Below are 17,692 nucleotides of genomic sequence, written 5' to 3'. Positions count from 1 at the left end.
CAAAAATCTCACGATGATTGGTTTTATAAAGCGGTATACCCGCTACCGTTATTACGGCAACGGGTATACCAATAAGCATGCTTTTAGGCAAGGCATTCTGCGGACGGAGCGCTGGCCGAATAATCCAATGCTTTGCAAATGCAACGATTGGAAGAGTTGGTTTCGCAAATACCCGCTGCATTTGGGTCTCCCGGTACACTAATGGTGCAGGACCGCTGATCACGGCAACGGCCGCCTTCACCACCAATAACGCACAGGTCCCCATCACAAACATAGCCGTCCGGACATTCCATACCGGAGTTACATACAACGTTACCGCCGGATACATTTTTCATTTGTTCTCTGTTGAGAATTTGCCGGGCGCCCAGTTCCAGCGCCTTCAGTTTTAAGGATCTCATCATTTAAACTTTTGGTTGAAAAGAAATGAATGCCCCCATTCTAAAGGCCGGGGCAAGTTAGGCCATAAACTTTTATTTCAGGCAGGAGTTATAATCGGCTTAACAGGGTGATGTTTGGCTATTCGCCCGGATTGGCTCGGTGCTACTGTATGTTGCACAATCGCATGAGGAAGTTCTTAAAAAAAAGTATACTCACTTACGTTATCATGTTAGTGAGTATACTTTACTGAGGTTAGGCGAGACATTCTGCAGAAGCGGCACTGGCCGAATAATCCAATGCTTTGCAAATGCAACGATTGGAAGAGTTGGTTTCGCAAATACCCGCTGCATTTGGGTCTCCCGGTACACCAATGGTGCAGGACCGCTGATCGCGGCATCGTCCGCCACCACCTCCATCTCCATCTCCTCCGCAATAACCACCCACGCATTGAGTGCCTGGTACACAATCTGAATCGGTCATACATCGGAAGCCACCACCTCCGGATACATTTTTCATTTGTTCCCTGCTAAGGATTTCCCGCGCGCCGAGTTCCAGCGCCTTCAACTTTAAGGCTTTCATGCATTAAATTTTGATGATTAAAAATGGATGCCCCTATAAGGCCGGGACTATCAGGCCACAAACGTTGCTTATGTGTTGAGAATATATTTCAGGTCTTTAATTTGGTAGATATCGGGAAGCTGGTACAATACTGTTGTTGTTGCGTCAGCAGATGGCATAGAGAGGAAGAACGTAGGCGTAGCCTTTATGCCGGCCCTGTCACACCAGCTTCTCATTGCTTCCACTTTCTTTCCCTGTCTGGCCATGGCACCGTCGGGGAGGGCATATTTTCCGGAAAACTGCTGGTAGTCTTTCGTGGGTGACAGATACCAGCCATCGAGGACTTCTTTTATCTGCCGGTTATCTCCGTTTTCCGCTACCGCCAGAAAATGTTTGACAGGGAGGCTTCTGTGATCATCTTCTTTATTGGTGGCAGTGAATATAATCTGCACCTGGAGGTTATCGCTACCGTGCAGGAGTTCTTCGACGGGAGTGTGTGCCTTTGAACAAGGCCCGCAGTAGGGATTGCAGACTTTTATCAGTTTTATGCGTGCATCGGGATTGCCCAGGGTAATACCCAATCCTGCTGTACTTTCCTCCACTGCTTTTTGTTTGGCTAACAGTGCTTCAAATATCTGCTGGTTGTGTTTCAGTTGATTAAACTTCATTTTGTTTTGCCGCGCCTCCTTGGATGAGCGGAAGGCCGGCACCAGCTGTGTAATCACCAGGAACGGCAGAAAAAAGGATAGGAGGAAGGTGATGCCGGTAAACGGTGTGACGGATGTTACGGGTGCCAGCGTATGCCACTTCCCTGCCATAGGGATCAGCAATTGCACCAAGAGGATAAACTGCACCGATAAACAAAGCAGGCACCATTGTTTGGCCACTCTCCATTGATAATACACCGAAAAGAGGGTGTAAGGTGCCGCCAGCACAGAGACGACCGACATGATCAGCAACGCCTGAGCACCGGTGATGCCGGAAAACAACATAAACAGGAGACTGCCGGTGAAGTAACTGGTACCAATAATACTCCAGCTGATACCGGCGATCTTAGACGCTTTGGAATGAACAACAGCACCGCAGTTTACTTTTTTTCCGGCGGTACAGATCTGTTGCAGTAAAGGATTATACTGATCCGTTTCATACCAGAGCAACAGGAAACCCGCCATTGCGCCCAGGATAGTCGTCAGTGTAAAGGCAACGGGCAGCAGGGCGCTCCATCCTTCCCGGAAGAAGGCTGCCGCCATGGCGAGCAGACCGATGAACGGCAGGGCGAATAGTTTTGCATATTGAAGTATCAATTGCCGTTTTTCGGCTTTGACATGTTGCCGGTAATCAGCTTCTCCTGCGTGTTCACCTGCTTCCGCCAGGAGTACCAATCCCATATAGTTTTTCCGGAAGTCTTCCGTGGCGGTGTTTTCCCAGCTACGGGTCTCCCGGTCATAATAATTTACCTGCCGGGCATCTATTTTCCGGACAACGGTAAAATAGGTGCCAACGCCATCATGCCCGCTGATTTGTGTGAGAAAAGGCGCAGGCAGCTGCGGTAATTGTTCAGCATCAAATTTAGCCAGGAGGTTTTCCACGCCGAATTTTGAGAGGATATCGCTGACACTGAGTATACCAGGAAAATCAGGATGAGATTCCATCTCTGTAGTCAGCGTCGTCAGGGAGACGTTTACTTTTAAATGATCGAGCAGCAGTTTGGTGGACGCTACTTCTCCGCTAACAGGAAATATTAGTTGCTTCAAACGGGATAACATAAGACAGAGCGTTGAGGGTACTAAATAAGACAGACAGATTTTAAAGTTGACAGATTAGGTATCGGGTATTGTTGAAATGAATCTAAAATAAAAAATCGATCAAAAAAAATATTCGGATAAATCTTGTTCGTTATCTGATAACATGCCTGCGTCTCTCCGCGGAGAATAGTCATTCAGGAAATTTTTTTCACGGGGAGATCAGTTGGCAAACTTTTCGTGTTGTTACAGTAGAGATAAAAAAATCCTGCATCGGCTGATGCAGGATGATGTATCGTTAATACAGATCGTATTGTTTACGCCTGTGGGGGCTGGTTCATCGGTTTTTTCTGGGCTGCTGCCGCGCCTACCAGCGAAGCGATCGCCCCAAAGAACAGGCTGAAAACCAGTCCGCCGACTATCATGAATACCAGGAAGAATTTTTTAGTGAAGTTGATGCCCATTTCAATCTGATCTTCAGGGGCGCCTTTCTTTTCCATCTCCGCACGGGAAACTTCGAGGGCTTTTTCCTTGATGTCGGGGAATATCATCAGCATAATAACGGAGAATACCACCGTGATCACCGTGATGATCATAGTTGCCTTAAAGCCGTTTCCGAAAACGTTGCCGAAGGTAACATACCCGTCGTTGATCTTCGCGTAGTTAATGCAGGTAATGACAATGCCGATAAACATAACAGCAACGCCTACCCATTGTGCCCATCGTTCCTGGTTGAGGTTCAAAATGTAAAATAAGACAGATAATACAACTAATATCGCGCTGATGATCAGGCCATACTGTGCATAGTTTTTGTTCATAAGGTGCTAGTTTTATAAGGATGATAGAATTTGCCCTGCTCGTTATCTATAGATCATTTTTGGCGGCTACACGTTTCAATCAGTCACCAATATACGTTGAAACTGTTGTTGGTCAAATTGTTTTTGGAAGAAACGGGGATTTTTCCGGTCATCATGCTAACGATTCGGTTGCGGAGTGAAGGTTATTTGGCTATATTTGTGTTGCACCAACCTTTTTAACACCAGTCAGATTGCCTGTATGCCGAACAAACAATTTGCGCTGGCCGGTCTGTGGATGACCGCCATTGTTTTTGCCGCCATCACCCTTGTCACCTACCATAATGACCTCTACAACGACGGCTCCATGGAAGTGGGCTTCCCCTTTGTATTTTACCGGAAAAGCTATGGCATGAATATCAGTACCGGCGAAATGGGCATGGCGGTTTCTGTCAAACCCCGTCACCTGGTGAAAGATATGGTTATAGCAACACTCCTGTCACTGGGGTTGCTGGTATTATGGAATCGATTTAAAAAACAACCTGACCGCTAATTTTCGACGATGAATGCAAATTTTCTCCGTTACCTCTTATTACCCGAGGAAGAAAAGCAGCTGACTGCTGCCCAGGACGATGAACAACTGCTGGCCGCCCTGCTGAAACACCGCTACCTGCTGATGATTGACTGGAAAGGGGAGGAGGAACCCGGTACTACCGGGGATTTCCTGAAAGCAAGGGCTGCTGCGCTCAAACCAGGCTTTGATTTAGATACCGCAAGTGTCTATGAGGCCTTGCAGGAGGAGGCCGCGGGCTTTGAACCGGGCGACAGCGTCCCTTTCCTGCTCAAGTCATTCCGGCAATTGCTCAAAAAAGAAGCGCTGGTCATCGTGGAACTGGACCGTGGCGATGACAACTATTACATCTCCCTGACAACAGATAAAAAAGCAAAGGACTTAAAGAAACAATCTACAGGCTTCTGGACCTGGCGACCCGCCGGCCAGGGTACCGGGGAAGTGTTGTATACGGTATACTGCACCTGTGGTGCTATGAACGTATGGCAGGTGAAGCGGGGGGAGGTGATCACGGAAGGTGCCTGCGATGACTGCAACCGGGAGATATTCGATAAAGACGGTAAATCGTCCCTGCCCGTTCTAAGGGATTATATATAGTATGTCGGCTTTTTGGCATTGATTGTCAGTCAATATGACAATTTTTAGCGATTTTTCCTGATTGCGAAAATCAATTTCCCGATGGCGTAACTCAACCGGGATTCGCAGCCCTACTTTTGCACGCAAAATGTAAAAGATATCATGGAGCCGTACTATCTGCGAATCCCGGCGAAACGCATACTTACACTGTTAGTGGTCCTGTTGGCTATATGCGGACAGGCATCAGCAGACGATATCCTGTCTGCCATCAAAGGAAAAGTACTTACATCGGATGGACTGCCTGCTCCATACGTGACCGTTAGAATACAACATTCCAATCACGGCGCCCTTACAGACGCCAATGGCGAATTTGTGATCAAAAGGGTGAAACCCGGCAATTATACCCTCGTCGTATCCCTCGTGGGCTATGAAAATGTATTGCAGGAAGTAGCGGTGGAAACAGATAAAATCAGCCAGACCACCATTACTTTGGGTGCTTCCGGTCAACAAATGAAGGAAATCACCGTTGTAGGGGAGTATAACCGCTACACCGTACTTACCCCCTCCAATTCTCTCCGCCTGAACGCCCCTCTGGTAGAGATACCACAAAGCATTTCAGAGATCTCCAAAGAAGTGCTGGCCGACCAGCAGATCTTTAACATGCAGGAAGGGGTTACCCGCAACGTGAGCGGCGCCTCCAGGCTGGGCCACTGGGATATGTATTCCAACATCCAGGTCCGAGGCTCCCGCGCCAGCTCCCTCCGTAACGGCATGAACGTATATATCAGCTCCTGGAGCCCGCTCACGGAAGACATGAGCATGGTAGACCGCATCGAGTTCATCAAAGGTCCCGCCGGCTTTATGATGTCCAACGGAGAACCCGGCGGTCTGTACAATGTGGTCACTAAAAAGCCTACCGGTATCAATCAGGGAGAAGTGACCATGTCACTCGGCAGTTATGACAACTACCGCACCACCCTGGACCTTGACGGCAAACTGTCCAAAAACGGAAAACTGCTGTACCGCCTCAACCTCGCCGGTGAACTGAAAAACGGCTGGCGCGATTTTGACTACACCAACCGCTACAGCATCTCCCCGGTACTCAAATACCTGATCGACGAAAAGAACGCCGTAACGCTGGAATACAACCTCCAGTACATGCAGCTGCCGGTGATTGGCGGTAACTATTCCTTTTCCAAACGTGGCTATGGCGATCTGCCCATGAACTTCACCACCATCGAAGGCAATATGGACCCCACCAAAATCAGCGATAACAGCGTGATGGCCTATTATGAACATAAGTTCAGCCCCGACTGGAAGCTGACCGCCCAGTTCGGCTATTTCCATTACCGGCAGACCGGCCAGAGCATGTGGCCCTCCGGCTTCTCCACCAAAGGAAATGACAGCCTGCTGCAGCGGAACATTAATATCTGGGATGCACTGGGCCTGAATAAAACTGCACAGGTATTTGTGAACGGTTCCTTCCGTACCGGCGCCCTGACACACAATATCCTCGGCGGCGTGGACATGAAATATAGCAACTACTACGCTGACTGGGCACAGGGCGGCGCTTTCGGCGACTCTGCCTTCAATATCTACCTGCCTAAACATGGCAACGTGGTGCAGCATAAATGGGACCGCTCCGCGGATGTCCGTACCCGTGGCGTACAATATGACTATGGCTACAGCGCTGTATACCTGCAAGACCAGGTGGGCTTCTTCGATGACCGCCTCCGCGTAACAGTGGCCGGCCGCTACACGACCAACAACGTGGTAAGCCCTTACGACGGCACCAATAAAGACAGCAAATTCACCCCCCGCTTTGGCATCAGCTACTCCTTCGACAGGAACAGCTCTATCTACGGCGTATACGACGTGAGCTTCATCCAGAACCCGGGACTCGACTGGCAGCGAAAACCATTCGATCCCATGACCGGCGATAACATTGAGTTTGGCGTTAAACGAGACTGGTTCAAAGGCCGCTTTACCTCCACCCTCGCCGTATACCAGATCACAAAAAATAATGTACTGACCACAGACCTGGACCATCCGGACCCTGTTACCAAAAACTTCATCTACAGCCGTCAGAATGGACAACAGCGCATCCGTGGACTGGAAGCCGATGTTCAGGGAGAAGTGGTAAAAGGACTGAACCTGGTGGTAAACTACGCCTATACAGACGGCATCGTGTCTAAAGACGCCAAACCTGAACTGACAGGCAACTATGTACCGGGCATCGCTAAACATATCCAAAACACATGGCTGACCTACACCATCGGCGACGGCGTACTGAAAGGCCTCCGCGGAAATGTAGGCTACCAGTACCAGGCAGGCCGTGTAGCCGGCCAGGTATATGACAAAAGCGAAAATTTCCTGCCGGACTATTTCAGGATGGATGCCGGCCTGGGATATACCGTCAATAAATTCAGCGTGAATGTGCTGGTCAACAATGTGCTGAACAAATACCTGTTCACCGGCGCGCCTTCTGCTGACGGCTATGGCAATAAAATCTATTACTGGCAAACGGAACCCGGACGTAACGTAAGGATGAGCGTTGGCTACCGTTTTTAATCTTAAAACTTAAACCTGGACAGATATGAAAAAGTTATTATTCTCCGCCTTATTATGCTGCTGCATGGCAACAGCTTTCGGACATGCCCTCTGGATTGAAACCATTGTAAACGGTAAGAAAGGACAGGCACAGGAAGTGAAAGTGTTCCTCGGTGAATACGCCGACAACGAACGCGACTCCACACAGAACTGGTTCAGTAACATGCGGGATTTTAAACTCTATGTTATCGACCCTTCCGGCAAAAAACAACAACTGGAGTGTACGCCCAATGGTAACCACTTCAAGGCTACTTTCACACCGCAGGCAGACGGCGCTTATGTGCTGTACATCGATCATACCGTGCAGGAAGTGTACAGCGGCAGCAAAATCCGCTACTATGCGCAGGGCATCGTGCAGGTAAATAACATCAAAGGCATCGAAAACCTGAAACAGAACGACTTCGTATTGCTGACAGGCAACGGTACAAAAAAAATAAACGTGCCGGAAAAAGTATCCCTGCTGCACAAAACCAAAACCACCCTGCCTAAAGCAGAGCTGACAGTGCAATCCCCCGAAGGCTGGACCAAAAAAGTGAAAAGCGCTGACGAGGTTTTCACCTATGTACCGGCGTGGAACGGCAGGTACCTGCTGGAAGGCACTTTCACCGAAGAAGTAAAAGGAGAACATGAAGGAAAACCTTTTGAGCGTGTATGGCATTGCGTTACCTATTGCAAAGACGTCACTAAATAATCCATATGCCCTTCAAAAAAACTATCCTGAAAATACACCGCTGGCTCGGACTTGCGTCCGGGCTGGTTGTTTTTATACTGGGTATTACCGGATGCATCTATGCCTTCATTGATGAACTGAAACCGCTTGTCTATAAACAGCGAATGTTCGTGGAGGTGCCTGCCGGCGCACAACGTTTGCCGATGGATATTGTCAGGGAAAAAGCCCAGGCAGCCATAGGAGCGAAGTATACCTTACAACTGGCGGAGGTGCCGGTAGGGGCGGACAGGAGCGTGTCGTTCCGGACGCTGAAAGTGAACCCGGACGGGCTGTCGTACGCTGCCTACATGGAATATTTCTACCGGATATACGTCGACCCCTATACGGGGAAGGTGCTGAAGATAGAAAATACCAAATGGGAGTTTTTTAATACGGTAGTCAATCTCCATATCAACCTCTTACTCGGACCAAAGATCGGTGGCACCATCGTGAATTGGTCTGTTATCATTTTTGTGGTGATGCTGGTTTCCGGGATCGTGCTCTGGTGGCCGGCCAACAAAGCCGCTGCCAAACAACGTTTTCGCTTCAAATGGAAAACGTCTACCAAATGGAAACGCAAAAACTACGACCTGCACAACATTCTCGGATTCTATTCCATGATCGTGCTGCTGATCATTTCCATTACAGGGCTGGTGATTTCCTATCCATGGGTCAGCAACAGCATACAGTGGATAGCCAATGGCGGCAAACCTACGGTGTTGCCGGCGCCGGTATTTTCAGACACGACTAACGCAGACGCCTACTCGCTGGATAAGATATTGTCCAACGCAGTGATAAAGGCGCCTCAGGGAACCATGTTTTTTGTCAGCATCCCGAAAGACGGAAAGGCGGCTGTATCTGTATTTGCCCGCAGGGATGGCAAACCGTTGTACAAAGCCGCCCGCATGCAATACGATCAGCATACGGCAGCCATGCTCACCCGCCGCACTTTTTCGGATATGGGTAACGGTGAACGGATCAACGCCATGAATTATGATATCCACGTAGGCGCAGTACTGGGTATGCCAGGCAAGGTCCTGGCCTTCCTGGCCTCTCTCATTGCGGCTTCGCTGCCCGTTACCGGGTTTTATATCTGGTGGGGAAGAAGGAATAAAAAACAAACGGCGCCACAGGTGAACAAACACAGTCAGCCAAAAAAAATCCGGCAGCAAAAACCGGTAACCCTGAAGTAACATTAACCATATATCTTTTGCATCTAAAAAACAGGTCATTGTAAAGTGTTATCAGCTAATGAACAGTACAGTCACGACCCGTATTATACTGGCGGATGCGCAACCTGTTTACAGAGAAGGAATCAGAAGTTTGTTAGCAGACCATCAAAATAACTACCAGATAGAAGAAGCAGGCAACAGTGAAGAGCTGCGGCCTGCTTTGCTCTCCTTTCAGCCGGACGTCCTGATACTCGACTATGATCCGGCTTATTTTGATGCCGACGAACTCCTCCACACTTTGTCTGTTATACCGGAATGCAAGGTGATACTCATTTCCAGCCAGAAAAAAAAAGTGGATATCTTCCGGCTGCTGGACAGCAACGTATACTGCGTACTGACCAAAGAATGCAAAAAGAAAGATATCCATCAGGCTGTCTGTTGCGCCATCCGGGGAGAGAAGTTCTTCTGCACTTTTGCCCTCGATTTATTACTGGCCGACCGAAGAAAAACCACTGCAGCCGCCTGTTGCCCCCCGGAAGGCTTATCCGCCCGGGAAACAGAAGTCATCCGTCAGATAGTAACCGGAAAGTCCAACAAAGAGATCGCCGGCGCCATGCATCTAAGCCAGCACACGATTCATACGCACCGCAGGAATATTATGCGGAAACTGCAGCTGCATTCTGCCGTAGAGTTGTGTAACTACGCACTGGAAACCGGCATCGTTAAACCGGAAAACTAAACAAGGCATTTGCCTGCTCAACAGCGGGGCAACCGTATCATGCGGTTGCCCCGCTGTTTTTTTGTCTCCCTGCAACATCTCCGCATTTTATACCACGATCATGGTAATTTGATTACCACTGACATACCCTCTTTTTACCATCGCCGGGCGATTGTTGCCCCGGGCCAACCCTCGTATTTTTAATCTTCTGCTATTAATAAAATGAAAATTCTATGGACAAAAAGATCTATGATTTTGCGGCTGTTGGCGTTGGCCCTTTTAACCTCGGACTGGCGTGCCTCACGCATACCATTCCCGACCTGGACGGTATTTTCCTCGACAAAAGACCAGGATTCAACTGGCACCCCGGTATGTTAATGCAGGACACCACCCTGCAGGTGCCTTTCCTGGCTGATCACGTTACCCTCGCTGATCCTACCAATCCCTTCAGTTTTCTGAACTACCTCAAAGAACAGGGACGTATATACGCTTTTTACATCCGGGAGAATTTTAAAATGCTCCGCAACGAATACAACCAGTATTGCCAGTGGGCTATCAGCAAGCTTCCCGAAGTACGCTTTAACACCACGGTGAAAAAGATCGAATATGACGAAGTGGCGCAGGTATACCTGCTGCAATGCGACCAGCAGTTGCTCCGGGCGCGCAAACTGGTGCTGGGCACCGGCACCGTGCCTTATGTGCCGGCTAACTGCCGCCAATGGATGGATAAAGCTATTCATTCCGCCCACTACCTGCAGCATAAACATGCCCTGCAATCACAGCGCTCCATCACCATTGTCGGCAGCGGACAAAGTGCGGCGGAAATTTATTACGACCTGCTGCAGGATATCGATACCTACGGTTACGCGCTGCACTGGATCACCCGCTCTCCCCGGTTTTACCCGCTGGAGTACAGTAAACTTACACTGGAGATGACCTCTCCGGAGTACGTGGATTATTTCTACGACCTGCCGCAAGCCAAACGGGATGACCTGCTGCATCGTCAGAAGCACCTGTACAAAGGGATCAACAACGACCTGATCGCCGCTATTTTCGATACCATCTACGCCAAGAAACTGGTGTCTGGTATTGACATTTCCCTGCGCACTAATGCCGACCTGCGGGAAATCACCCACGACGATGCCAACGGTTTCCACCTCACCTTCTTCCAGGAAGAGCAGGAGAAACACTATGCCCATCACACGGCCGGACTGGTACTGGCTACGGGCTACACGTACCGCATCCCCGATTTTATAGAGCCGGTGCTGCACAAAGTTCAGCTGGACGAGAAAGGACGCTTCGCCGTGAACCGTAACTACACCATTGACAATGGCGGTTCGATTTTCGTTCAGAATGCAGAGCTGCACACCCACGGCTTTGTGACGCCCGACCTGGGCATGGGCTGTTACCGCAATGCCTGGATCATCCGGGAGATGCTGGGCCGGGAGGTGTATCCCATTGAACAGCGGATCGCCTTCCAGCAGTTCGCCGTAAGCGCCGATGAAGAAACTGTTCCTGCACAACCCCACCTGATATAGTATGCCACTTAGATTTTATCTCATACTGATGACGCTGGTGGCGGTGGTCAGTGATTACATGATGCATCCGTTTTATCCGTTGTTTTTCGCTTCGCGGTTCGGGATAGAAGATCCACGGATCACCGGCACCTACTTCAGCGCGGTGTGTGCCACCGTGATGGTGGCTTTCCCGGTATGGGCGCTGGTGTCCCGGCGAATTCCCGAGCTGCGCATACTGGTGTACACGCAGGTGATCGCCGGCATACTGGCGGCCTCCTGCGCCTTTATTACCGACTATGGGCTGTTTTGGGTGGTATCGCTGGCCATCATCATCTTTAAAGGCAGTTACCTGCTGGTATATCCTTTCATTCTCCGCATCACAGACACGGATAAACATGTGGGCATCATCAGTATCCTGTCTGTCATCATTCACCTGGGCAGTGTGCTGGGAGCGGTGTTTGGCGGTATAGTCATCGACTGGATGCAGCCGCAGTACATTTACCTCGGCATGGCGGCAGGAGATTTCTTTCAGGCAGGTCTGAGTGGCTGGCTGCTATTGTCCCGCCGCGATATACCGGGGCCGGTAGTAACGGAGCAGGCTGCACGCAGTTGGGCGGACCTGCTGCCTTCTGGTACGGTGCTGCGACTGAGTGTGATCACCCTGTTCTTTTATTATGGTGACTTTATCATCCGCCCGTTTTTCGTCCGCTATTGGGAAAGCGTGTCGGGCATGCAGCTGCGGATCGTCTCCGGCGCTGTATATGCCATCCCTGCCGCGGTGGCGGTGTTTGCCCTCTGGATGAACCGGCGGCGCAAAACGCCGGAGTCGCCGTGGCATGCCATACTGCCCGCTTTGTTGCTGGCGCTGGCGGGCCTGCTGCTGCAATCATGGCCGTCCACGGGCGCCATCATCGCCGGCCGTTGCCTCTATGGCTGGGCGTTTTTCCAGTCGGCCGTCCGCTTCGACGCCCTGCTGTTCCACGTCAGCGACCCCGCCTCTTATGCCGTGGAATACAGCAAGATCCATTTCTTTCAAAACCTGGGCGTACTGACGGCCTCTTTTTCCGCCGGTATACTGGTAGAACATTATCCGCTAAACGTGCCTTTTATCGTCGCCTTTGGCGGATACCTGCTCGTAGCGGCACTGTATTACCAGCTGGCACGCCCGCATGTTCACCCGGTCAATCCATCCAGATCATGAAGACACTCAACATTATACCCGCTTATGCAGTGCCGGACCATCCGCTGGGGATGGTAGAACTATGGCCCATGGACCTGCGGCAGGATACGCCGGAGATCTATCGCTGGGTGACGCAGCCCTATGCCCGTTACTGGGGCATGACTACCAAAACCTATGAGGAAGTGCTGACAGAATATACCGCTATCCATCATAACACGCACGCCGCTGCGCTCATCGGGAAGATCAATGGAAAGACAGCTTTCCTCTGCGAATGTTATGACCCTGCGCATGATCTCATCGGCCGGTTTTATGACCCTGCGCCGGGAGATGTAGGCATGCACATCCTGATAGGGCCGGTGGAAAAGCCGGTCCATGGCTTTACCTGGCAGGTGTTTTCCTTCGTGATGGATTTCCTTTTCGAAAACCCGTCGCACAACAGGGTAGTGGTAGAACCGGATGCCGGTAACGAAAAGATCCACCGGCTCAACAAAAAGGCGGGTTTTACTTACGTAAAGGAAGTGCAGCTGCCGCACAAAACCGCTGCGCTGGCTTTCTGTACCCGGCAGCAATATTCTCAATCCAAAAAAAATAATTGACGTATGCATATCAACGAAACGCGCATGAATTCTCCCGAAGCGGTTGTTACCCACCTTCAGCCCGATAACTGGGCAAAAGCCAACAGGCTGCATATAGCCAAGATCATCAGTGAGTTTACCCATGAGCTGCTGCTGCAGCCCGAATGGATCAGCGACGACGGTGACTGGTCACAGTACCGGCTACACGCTCCCGATGCGGAACAGGTGACCTACTTTTTCTTCGCCCGCCTGCTCAGCCTGAACCACTGGTCCATCGATGCGGACAGTATCCGGAAAGTGAGCAACAGCCAGGAGTTGCCGCTGGACAGTATTTTGTTCATCACCGAATTCCGCAGCCAGTTAAATATCAGTACAGAGAACCTGCCGGCATATCTCGAAGAGATCACCAGCACGCTTAACGGCAGCGCCTATATGATGAGCCGGCCGCAGCTGCCTATGGACCAGCTGTTACGGTCTGGCTACCAGACTTTCGAGCATGCCATGACTTCCGGGCACCCCTGTTTTGTGGCCAACAATGGCCGCATCGGCTTCGATGCCAACGACTACCGGCAGTACGCGCCGGAGGCAGACCAGCCGATTCAGTTGATCTGGCTGGCCGGCCACAAGAGCCGTACCGCCTACAGCGCGGTAGACGAGCTGCCTTATCAGCAACTCATCACCGATGAGCTGGGGCAGGAGGTGTTGTCTCTCTTTAATAGAAAACTGACAGATAACGGCCTTTCACCGGATGATTACTTCTTCATCCCCGTGCATCCGTGGCAGTGGTTCAACAAACTGGCCATCATCTGCGCGCCCGACCTGGCCAATCAACACCTGGTATGCCTGGGATACAGCCCTGATCTGTTTAACGCGCAGCAGTCTATCCGCACTTTTTACAACCTCACTCATCCTGAAAAACACTATACCAAAACAGCCCTCTCCATCCTGAATATGGGCTTCGTACGCGGGCTTACGCCATACTACATGGACAGTACGCCGCCCATTACGGAATGGATACGGAAATATGTGGGGGAAGATCCTTACCTGAAACAAAACGGCTTTACCCTGTTGTGCGAAGTAGCCACGGTGGGATACCGCAATCTCTACTACGAGCCTTTCGGTAAACATGTGCCCTACAATAAAATGCTGGCGGGCCTCTGGCGGGAAAGCCCTGCCAAAGTGCTGCAACCCGGCCAGCAACTGATGACGATGGCCGCCCTGCTGCATACCGATTTTCACGGCAACGCGCTGCTACCTGCACTGATAGCCGCTTCGGGCCTTTCCATTCATGACTGGCTGGACAGCTATCTGCGCGCCTACCTGACGCCGCTGCTGCATTGTTTCTATGAGCATGACCTCGTGTTTATGCCACATGGCGAAAACCTGATCCTCGTGCTGGAAAACCATGTGCCGGTAAAAGCCATTATGAAAGACATCACCGAGGAAATCGGCGTGTTCCGGATGAATACAGACATCGCGGAGAAAGGCAGGCGTATATGCGTTACCGTGCCGGAAGAGCTGCGGATACTGAGCATCCTCACCGACGTGTTCGACTGCTTCTTCCGCTTCCTGTCCAATATCCTCGTGACCAAATGCGACTACCGCGAAGAGGACTTCTGGCGCCGGGTTGCCGGCTGCGTATATGCCTACCAGGACGACCAGCCGCAGCATGCTGCCAAATTTGAACAGTACGATATGTTCGCGCCCGAATTTATACTGTCCTGCCTCAACCGCCTGCAGCTGCGCAACAACCGGCAGATGGTGGACCTCGCCGATCCGGCGGGCAGTTTGCAGCTGGCCGGTATGTTACAGAACCCGATCGCTCCGTTCAAACGCACCGTCTCCGTACCCGCGGAAATGGCCAATACTGTCAGCCAATGATCGCGTGGGAAGAGAAAAGAGATGTCCGTCAGCAGGTGCTGACGGACATCATCCGCCGGCGGCGAAGCATTTTTGCAGACGATTATCTCGATATGCCCATACCGGAGGATGTTATCAGGGAGATACTGACCAATGCCACCTGGGCGCCTACTTACAAGATGACACAGCCATGGCGCTTCATCGTATTGCAGGACAGCCAGCGTGCCCCTTTCGGGGAATACCTGGCGGACTACTACCGGCAACGGCTATCCGCAGCAGAGTGGCCGCAAAGCCGGCATGAACGCGCACGACTGTATCCTGAAAAGGCGCCGTGCATCATCGTCATCGTCTTGCGCCGTAACCTGAAAATAGCTATTAAGGAATGGGAGGAAATGGCTGCCGTTTGCTGCGCCGTACAGAACATGGCGCTGACCTGCGAAGCGTATAATATCGGCGCCTATTGGGATAGCTGCGACGCCTGCGTCGAATATGCCCGGCAACACTGGCTGGAAGAAAACGAACAATGCCTCGGGTTCTTTTACATGGGTTATTACGACCGGAAAAAGCACCACAGTGCCAAAAGACGCACCGGCATTGACAAAAAAGCGACCTGGCTCTATTGATTTTTTGACCCGCTTAATGGCTATTCTATGGGAACTATTCTTCCGCAACTGCTTGGAAAAATGCAGAGCGTTTTCGGATATATTGTGTTAGGACTGGTAATACTCGAATGGGTAATACTGGTCATCTCCAAAAAAATGGAAAGCAACCGCGAAGGATGGGTGAACGTTATCTCCTATGTACTGGACAGTTTCCCCTATTTCTTCCTCGGTAAGTTCGTGGTTTTCGGCACCATGATGTGGATGTACGAATACCGCTTTTTTACCCTTGGTTACGCCTGGTACGTATGGATACTGGCCTACCTGGTATACGATTTTATGTTCTGGCTGGTACATTATCTCGGGCATAAAGTGCGCTTTTTCTGGTGTATCCACGGGGTACATCATACCGCCGAAGAGATGAAGCTCACCGTGGCGGTCCGCGGTTCCTTCCTGGGGATACTGCATATACCCCTCACCGTTATTGCCCTCCCTGTCCTGGGATTCGACCCTTTCATGATCTTTATCTGTGAAGCCATCGCCAGGTTATACGGCCTCTATGAGCATGTCAACGACCATTTTGATGAGATCGTAGGAAAACAGCGTTGGCTGGAGTGCCTGTTTATCACCCCTTCCGTGCACCGCGTGCACCACGCTAAAAATCATATCTACCTGGACAGGAATTACGGGGAGACCTTCTCCATATGGGACAGGATCTTCGGCACCTTCCAGACGGAGATGGACCAGGTGAAGCCCGTGTACGGTATCCTGAACGATAAGATCAACGGTAAAAACCTGTTACAGGTGCAGCTGCAGTTGTGGCGTGACCTGTGGACGGACGTAAGGCAGGCGCCGGGATTAAAAAACAAACTGAAATACATCGTCATGCCTCCCGGCTGGAACCATATCGACGGCGGTAAAATGGCCGCCGCCTACCGCGCGGAGGGATGGAAAGTCCTCCGTGAAGAGAAGAAGAAAAAATTAGTGGCCCACTTAAACCCTTCAGCATGAAAAACATAACAGTGACAACACCCGGTATCCTGACGGATGTATGGGCTGAAACGGCCGCAACACCGCCATCCGCACCGCTCATCGTGGATATTACCGCCCGGGAATCTACCGCGATGTACTACATAGGCCGGCAACTCATCAGGGAATATGGCAGTTATGAAAACCCGGCGTTCATTGCCACGCTGCACCTGAACGCTTATCAGCTGTTGCCCGAACGTATTGCCCGCATCCTCAGCCAGTTCGGCACCGACTACTCCGCCACCCAGTATGGCGCCCTCGTTTTCCGGGGACTGATACAGGTAGACCAGGAGGAGCTGGGACGCACGCCTTCCAGCTGGAAAGAAGCAGACTACGAAAAGCTGAAAGCCTATGGCTTTATCAGTAGCCTGATGCATGGCGCAGTACCGAGTAAGCCCGTGCAGTATTACGCACAACGCAAAGGCGGAGGCCTCATGCATGCCATCATTCCGGACGAGAAAATGACCCATACGCAGACCGGCAGCGGTTCGCGTACCGATCTTTTTGTACATACGGAAGACGCGTTCCTGTTCCACCAGGCTGACTTTTTAAGTTTCCTGTTTATACGGAACGAAGAAAGAGTGCCTTCCACATTATATTCTATCCGGTCGCATGGCGCTACCGACGATATCATGCGGCCCTTGTTCCGTTCCCTTTACAAATGCCCCAAAGACGCCAACTACGCCCCGGATGCCGCGGCAGGAGAGGAGATAAGCACCGCCGTGTTATATGGCAACGAGACTTATCCCTTCATCCGTTTTGATGCGGCAGAGCAGCTGTATAACCCGGATGCAGATCAGAGCGCCGAAGCGATGCATTACCTCGAAGAGTTCTGGAAAGTGGCTAAAACGCATATCTATAATGATTTTGTTCCGGAGGCGGGAGACCTCATCTTCGTGAACAACCACCTCTGCGCCCATGGCAGAAACGCTTTCGTGGCCGGCTATCGTGAAGAAAAAGGAACGCTGGTGCCCTGTGAAAGAAGGATGATGTTGAGGATGATGAGCAAGACGAGCCTGATCAACATCCGCGCCGTTACAAAAACAAATGATCCGTATTTCATCATGGAAGAGCATTATGGCAGCATCTTCCGTTAATCATTTC

General features: G+C 50.9%; 16 protein-coding genes. 13 read left to right on the top strand and 3 right to left on the bottom strand.

Going from position 1 to position 17,692, the window contains the following annotated elements:
- Positions 1 to 83 precede the first annotated feature (83 nt).
- The 3 genes from B5D63_RS34695 to B5D63_RS19020 form a co-directional block, all read right to left on the bottom strand.
- On the bottom strand, positions 84 to 401 hold the full coding sequence (locus B5D63_RS34695) for a hypothetical protein (protein WP_143312992.1): 318 nt from the start codon (positions 399 to 401) through the stop codon (positions 84 to 86).
- 624 nt (positions 402 to 1,025) lie between these two features.
- Positions 1,026 to 2,690, bottom strand: a complete 1,665-nt coding sequence (locus tag B5D63_RS19025) for a vitamin K epoxide reductase family protein (RefSeq protein ID WP_159456073.1) — start codon at positions 2,688 to 2,690, stop codon at positions 1,026 to 1,028.
- Between the two features lie 305 nt (positions 2,691 to 2,995).
- Entirely contained in the window at positions 2,996 to 3,496 is a 501-nt protein-coding gene (locus tag B5D63_RS19020; RefSeq protein WP_078670433.1) for a DUF4199 domain-containing protein, read from the bottom strand.
- A 238-nt stretch (positions 3,497 to 3,734) separates the two neighbouring features.
- Between B5D63_RS19020 and B5D63_RS19015 the strand changes: the two genes are divergently transcribed.
- The 13 genes from B5D63_RS19015 (at position 3,735) to B5D63_RS18960 (ending at position 17,685) form a co-directional block, all read left to right on the top strand.
- Entirely contained in the window at positions 3,735 to 4,025 is a 291-nt protein-coding gene (locus B5D63_RS19015; protein ID WP_078670432.1) for a hypothetical protein, read from the top strand.
- 9 nt (positions 4,026 to 4,034) lie between these two features.
- Positions 4,035 to 4,640: a DUF6630 family protein gene (locus B5D63_RS19010; protein WP_078670431.1), complete on the top strand. Its 606-nt coding sequence runs from the start codon at positions 4,035 to 4,037 to the stop codon at positions 4,638 to 4,640.
- Positions 4,641 to 4,781: 141 nt separating this feature from the next.
- The gene (locus B5D63_RS19005; RefSeq protein WP_078670430.1) at positions 4,782 to 7,190 is read left to right on the top strand and encodes a TonB-dependent receptor; all 2,409 of its coding nucleotides are present in this window, start codon (positions 4,782 to 4,784) and stop codon (positions 7,188 to 7,190) included.
- A gap of 25 nt (positions 7,191 to 7,215) precedes the next feature.
- Complete coding sequence (locus B5D63_RS19000) at positions 7,216 to 7,920, top strand: hypothetical protein (RefSeq protein ID WP_143312991.1); 705 nt, start codon at positions 7,216 to 7,218, stop codon at positions 7,918 to 7,920.
- A 5-nt stretch (positions 7,921 to 7,925) separates the two neighbouring features.
- Entirely contained in the window at positions 7,926 to 9,131 is a 1,206-nt protein-coding gene (locus B5D63_RS18995) for a PepSY-associated TM helix domain-containing protein (RefSeq protein ID WP_078670428.1), read from the top strand.
- A gap of 58 nt (positions 9,132 to 9,189) precedes the next feature.
- Positions 9,190 to 9,849: a response regulator transcription factor gene (locus B5D63_RS18990; RefSeq protein ID WP_078670427.1), complete on the top strand. Its 660-nt coding sequence runs from the start codon at positions 9,190 to 9,192 to the stop codon at positions 9,847 to 9,849.
- Between the two features lie 212 nt (positions 9,850 to 10,061).
- Positions 10,062 to 11,366 (top strand): lysine N(6)-hydroxylase/L-ornithine N(5)-oxygenase family protein, encoded by a 1,305-nt coding sequence (locus B5D63_RS18985; protein WP_078670426.1) that lies wholly within the window; start codon positions 10,062 to 10,064, stop codon positions 11,364 to 11,366.
- 1 nt (position 11,367) lies between these two features.
- Positions 11,368 to 12,546 (top strand): MFS transporter, encoded by a 1,179-nt coding sequence (locus tag B5D63_RS18980; RefSeq protein WP_200817045.1) that lies wholly within the window; start codon positions 11,368 to 11,370, stop codon positions 12,544 to 12,546.
- Entirely contained in the window at positions 12,543 to 13,121 is a 579-nt protein-coding gene (locus B5D63_RS35305; RefSeq protein ID WP_200817044.1) for a GNAT family N-acetyltransferase, read from the top strand. Before B5D63_RS18980 ends, B5D63_RS35305 begins: the two co-directional genes overlap by 4 nt.
- A 3-nt stretch (positions 13,122 to 13,124) precedes the next feature.
- A complete protein-coding gene (locus tag B5D63_RS18975; RefSeq protein ID WP_317044790.1) occupies positions 13,125 to 14,981 on the top strand; it encodes an IucA/IucC family protein in 1,857 nt (618 codons plus the stop codon).
- On the top strand, positions 14,978 to 15,583 hold the full coding sequence (locus B5D63_RS18970) for a nitroreductase family protein (RefSeq protein ID WP_078670425.1): 606 nt from the start codon (positions 14,978 to 14,980) through the stop codon (positions 15,581 to 15,583). The genes B5D63_RS18975 and B5D63_RS18970 overlap by 4 nt, the downstream gene beginning before the upstream one ends.
- A 27-nt stretch (positions 15,584 to 15,610) precedes the next feature.
- Positions 15,611 to 16,570 (top strand): sterol desaturase family protein, encoded by a 960-nt coding sequence (locus B5D63_RS18965; RefSeq protein ID WP_200817043.1) that lies wholly within the window; start codon positions 15,611 to 15,613, stop codon positions 16,568 to 16,570.
- Positions 16,567 to 17,685 (top strand): Fe(II)-2OG oxygenase family protein, encoded by a 1,119-nt coding sequence (locus B5D63_RS18960; protein WP_078670423.1) that lies wholly within the window; start codon positions 16,567 to 16,569, stop codon positions 17,683 to 17,685. The genes B5D63_RS18965 and B5D63_RS18960 overlap by 4 nt, the downstream gene beginning before the upstream one ends.
- Positions 17,686 to 17,692 lie beyond the last annotated feature (7 nt).

The organism is Chitinophaga eiseniae (assembly GCF_900167135.1).
Taxonomy (GTDB): domain Bacteria; phylum Bacteroidota; class Bacteroidia; order Chitinophagales; family Chitinophagaceae; genus Chitinophaga; species Chitinophaga eiseniae.
The sequence above is the reverse complement of the archived record's forward strand: the minus strand, read 5'-3'. Positions and strand labels throughout refer to the sequence as shown.

What these genes read in the sequence shown, in the direction of transcription:
- B5D63_RS19015 (WP_078670432.1), top strand. Translation starts at nt 3,735, where the DNA reads ATGCCGAACAAACAATTTGCGCTGGCCGGTCTGTGGATGACCGCCATT.
- B5D63_RS19005 (WP_078670430.1), top strand. Translation starts at nt 4,782, where the DNA reads ATGGAGCCGTACTATCTGCGAATCCCGGCGAAACGCATACTTACACTG.
- B5D63_RS19000 (WP_143312991.1), top strand. Translation starts at nt 7,216, where the DNA reads ATGAAAAAGTTATTATTCTCCGCCTTATTATGCTGCTGCATGGCAACA.
- B5D63_RS19010 (WP_078670431.1), top strand. Translation starts at nt 4,035, where the DNA reads ATGAATGCAAATTTTCTCCGTTACCTCTTATTACCCGAGGAAGAAAAG.
- B5D63_RS19020 (WP_078670433.1), bottom strand. Translation starts at nt 3,496, where the DNA reads ATGAACAAAAACTATGCACAGTATGGCCTGATCATCAGCGCGATATTA.
- B5D63_RS34695 (WP_143312992.1), bottom strand. Translation starts at nt 401, where the DNA reads ATGATGAGATCCTTAAAACTGAAGGCGCTGGAACTGGGCGCCCGGCAA.
- B5D63_RS18970 (WP_078670425.1), top strand. Translation starts at nt 14,978, where the DNA reads ATGATCGCGTGGGAAGAGAAAAGAGATGTCCGTCAGCAGGTGCTGACG.
- B5D63_RS18975 (WP_317044790.1), top strand. Translation starts at nt 13,125, where the DNA reads ATGCATATCAACGAAACGCGCATGAATTCTCCCGAAGCGGTTGTTACC.
- B5D63_RS35305 (WP_200817044.1), top strand. Translation starts at nt 12,543, where the DNA reads ATGAAGACACTCAACATTATACCCGCTTATGCAGTGCCGGACCATCCG.
- B5D63_RS18985 (WP_078670426.1), top strand. Translation starts at nt 10,062, where the DNA reads ATGGACAAAAAGATCTATGATTTTGCGGCTGTTGGCGTTGGCCCTTTT.
- B5D63_RS18960 (WP_078670423.1), top strand. Translation starts at nt 16,567, where the DNA reads ATGAAAAACATAACAGTGACAACACCCGGTATCCTGACGGATGTATGG.
- B5D63_RS18965 (WP_200817043.1), top strand. Translation starts at nt 15,611, where the DNA reads ATGGGAACTATTCTTCCGCAACTGCTTGGAAAAATGCAGAGCGTTTTC.
- B5D63_RS18980 (WP_200817045.1), top strand. Translation starts at nt 11,368, where the DNA reads ATGCCACTTAGATTTTATCTCATACTGATGACGCTGGTGGCGGTGGTC.
- B5D63_RS18990 (WP_078670427.1), top strand. Translation starts at nt 9,190, where the DNA reads ATGAACAGTACAGTCACGACCCGTATTATACTGGCGGATGCGCAACCT.
- B5D63_RS18995 (WP_078670428.1), top strand. Translation starts at nt 7,926, where the DNA reads ATGCCCTTCAAAAAAACTATCCTGAAAATACACCGCTGGCTCGGACTT.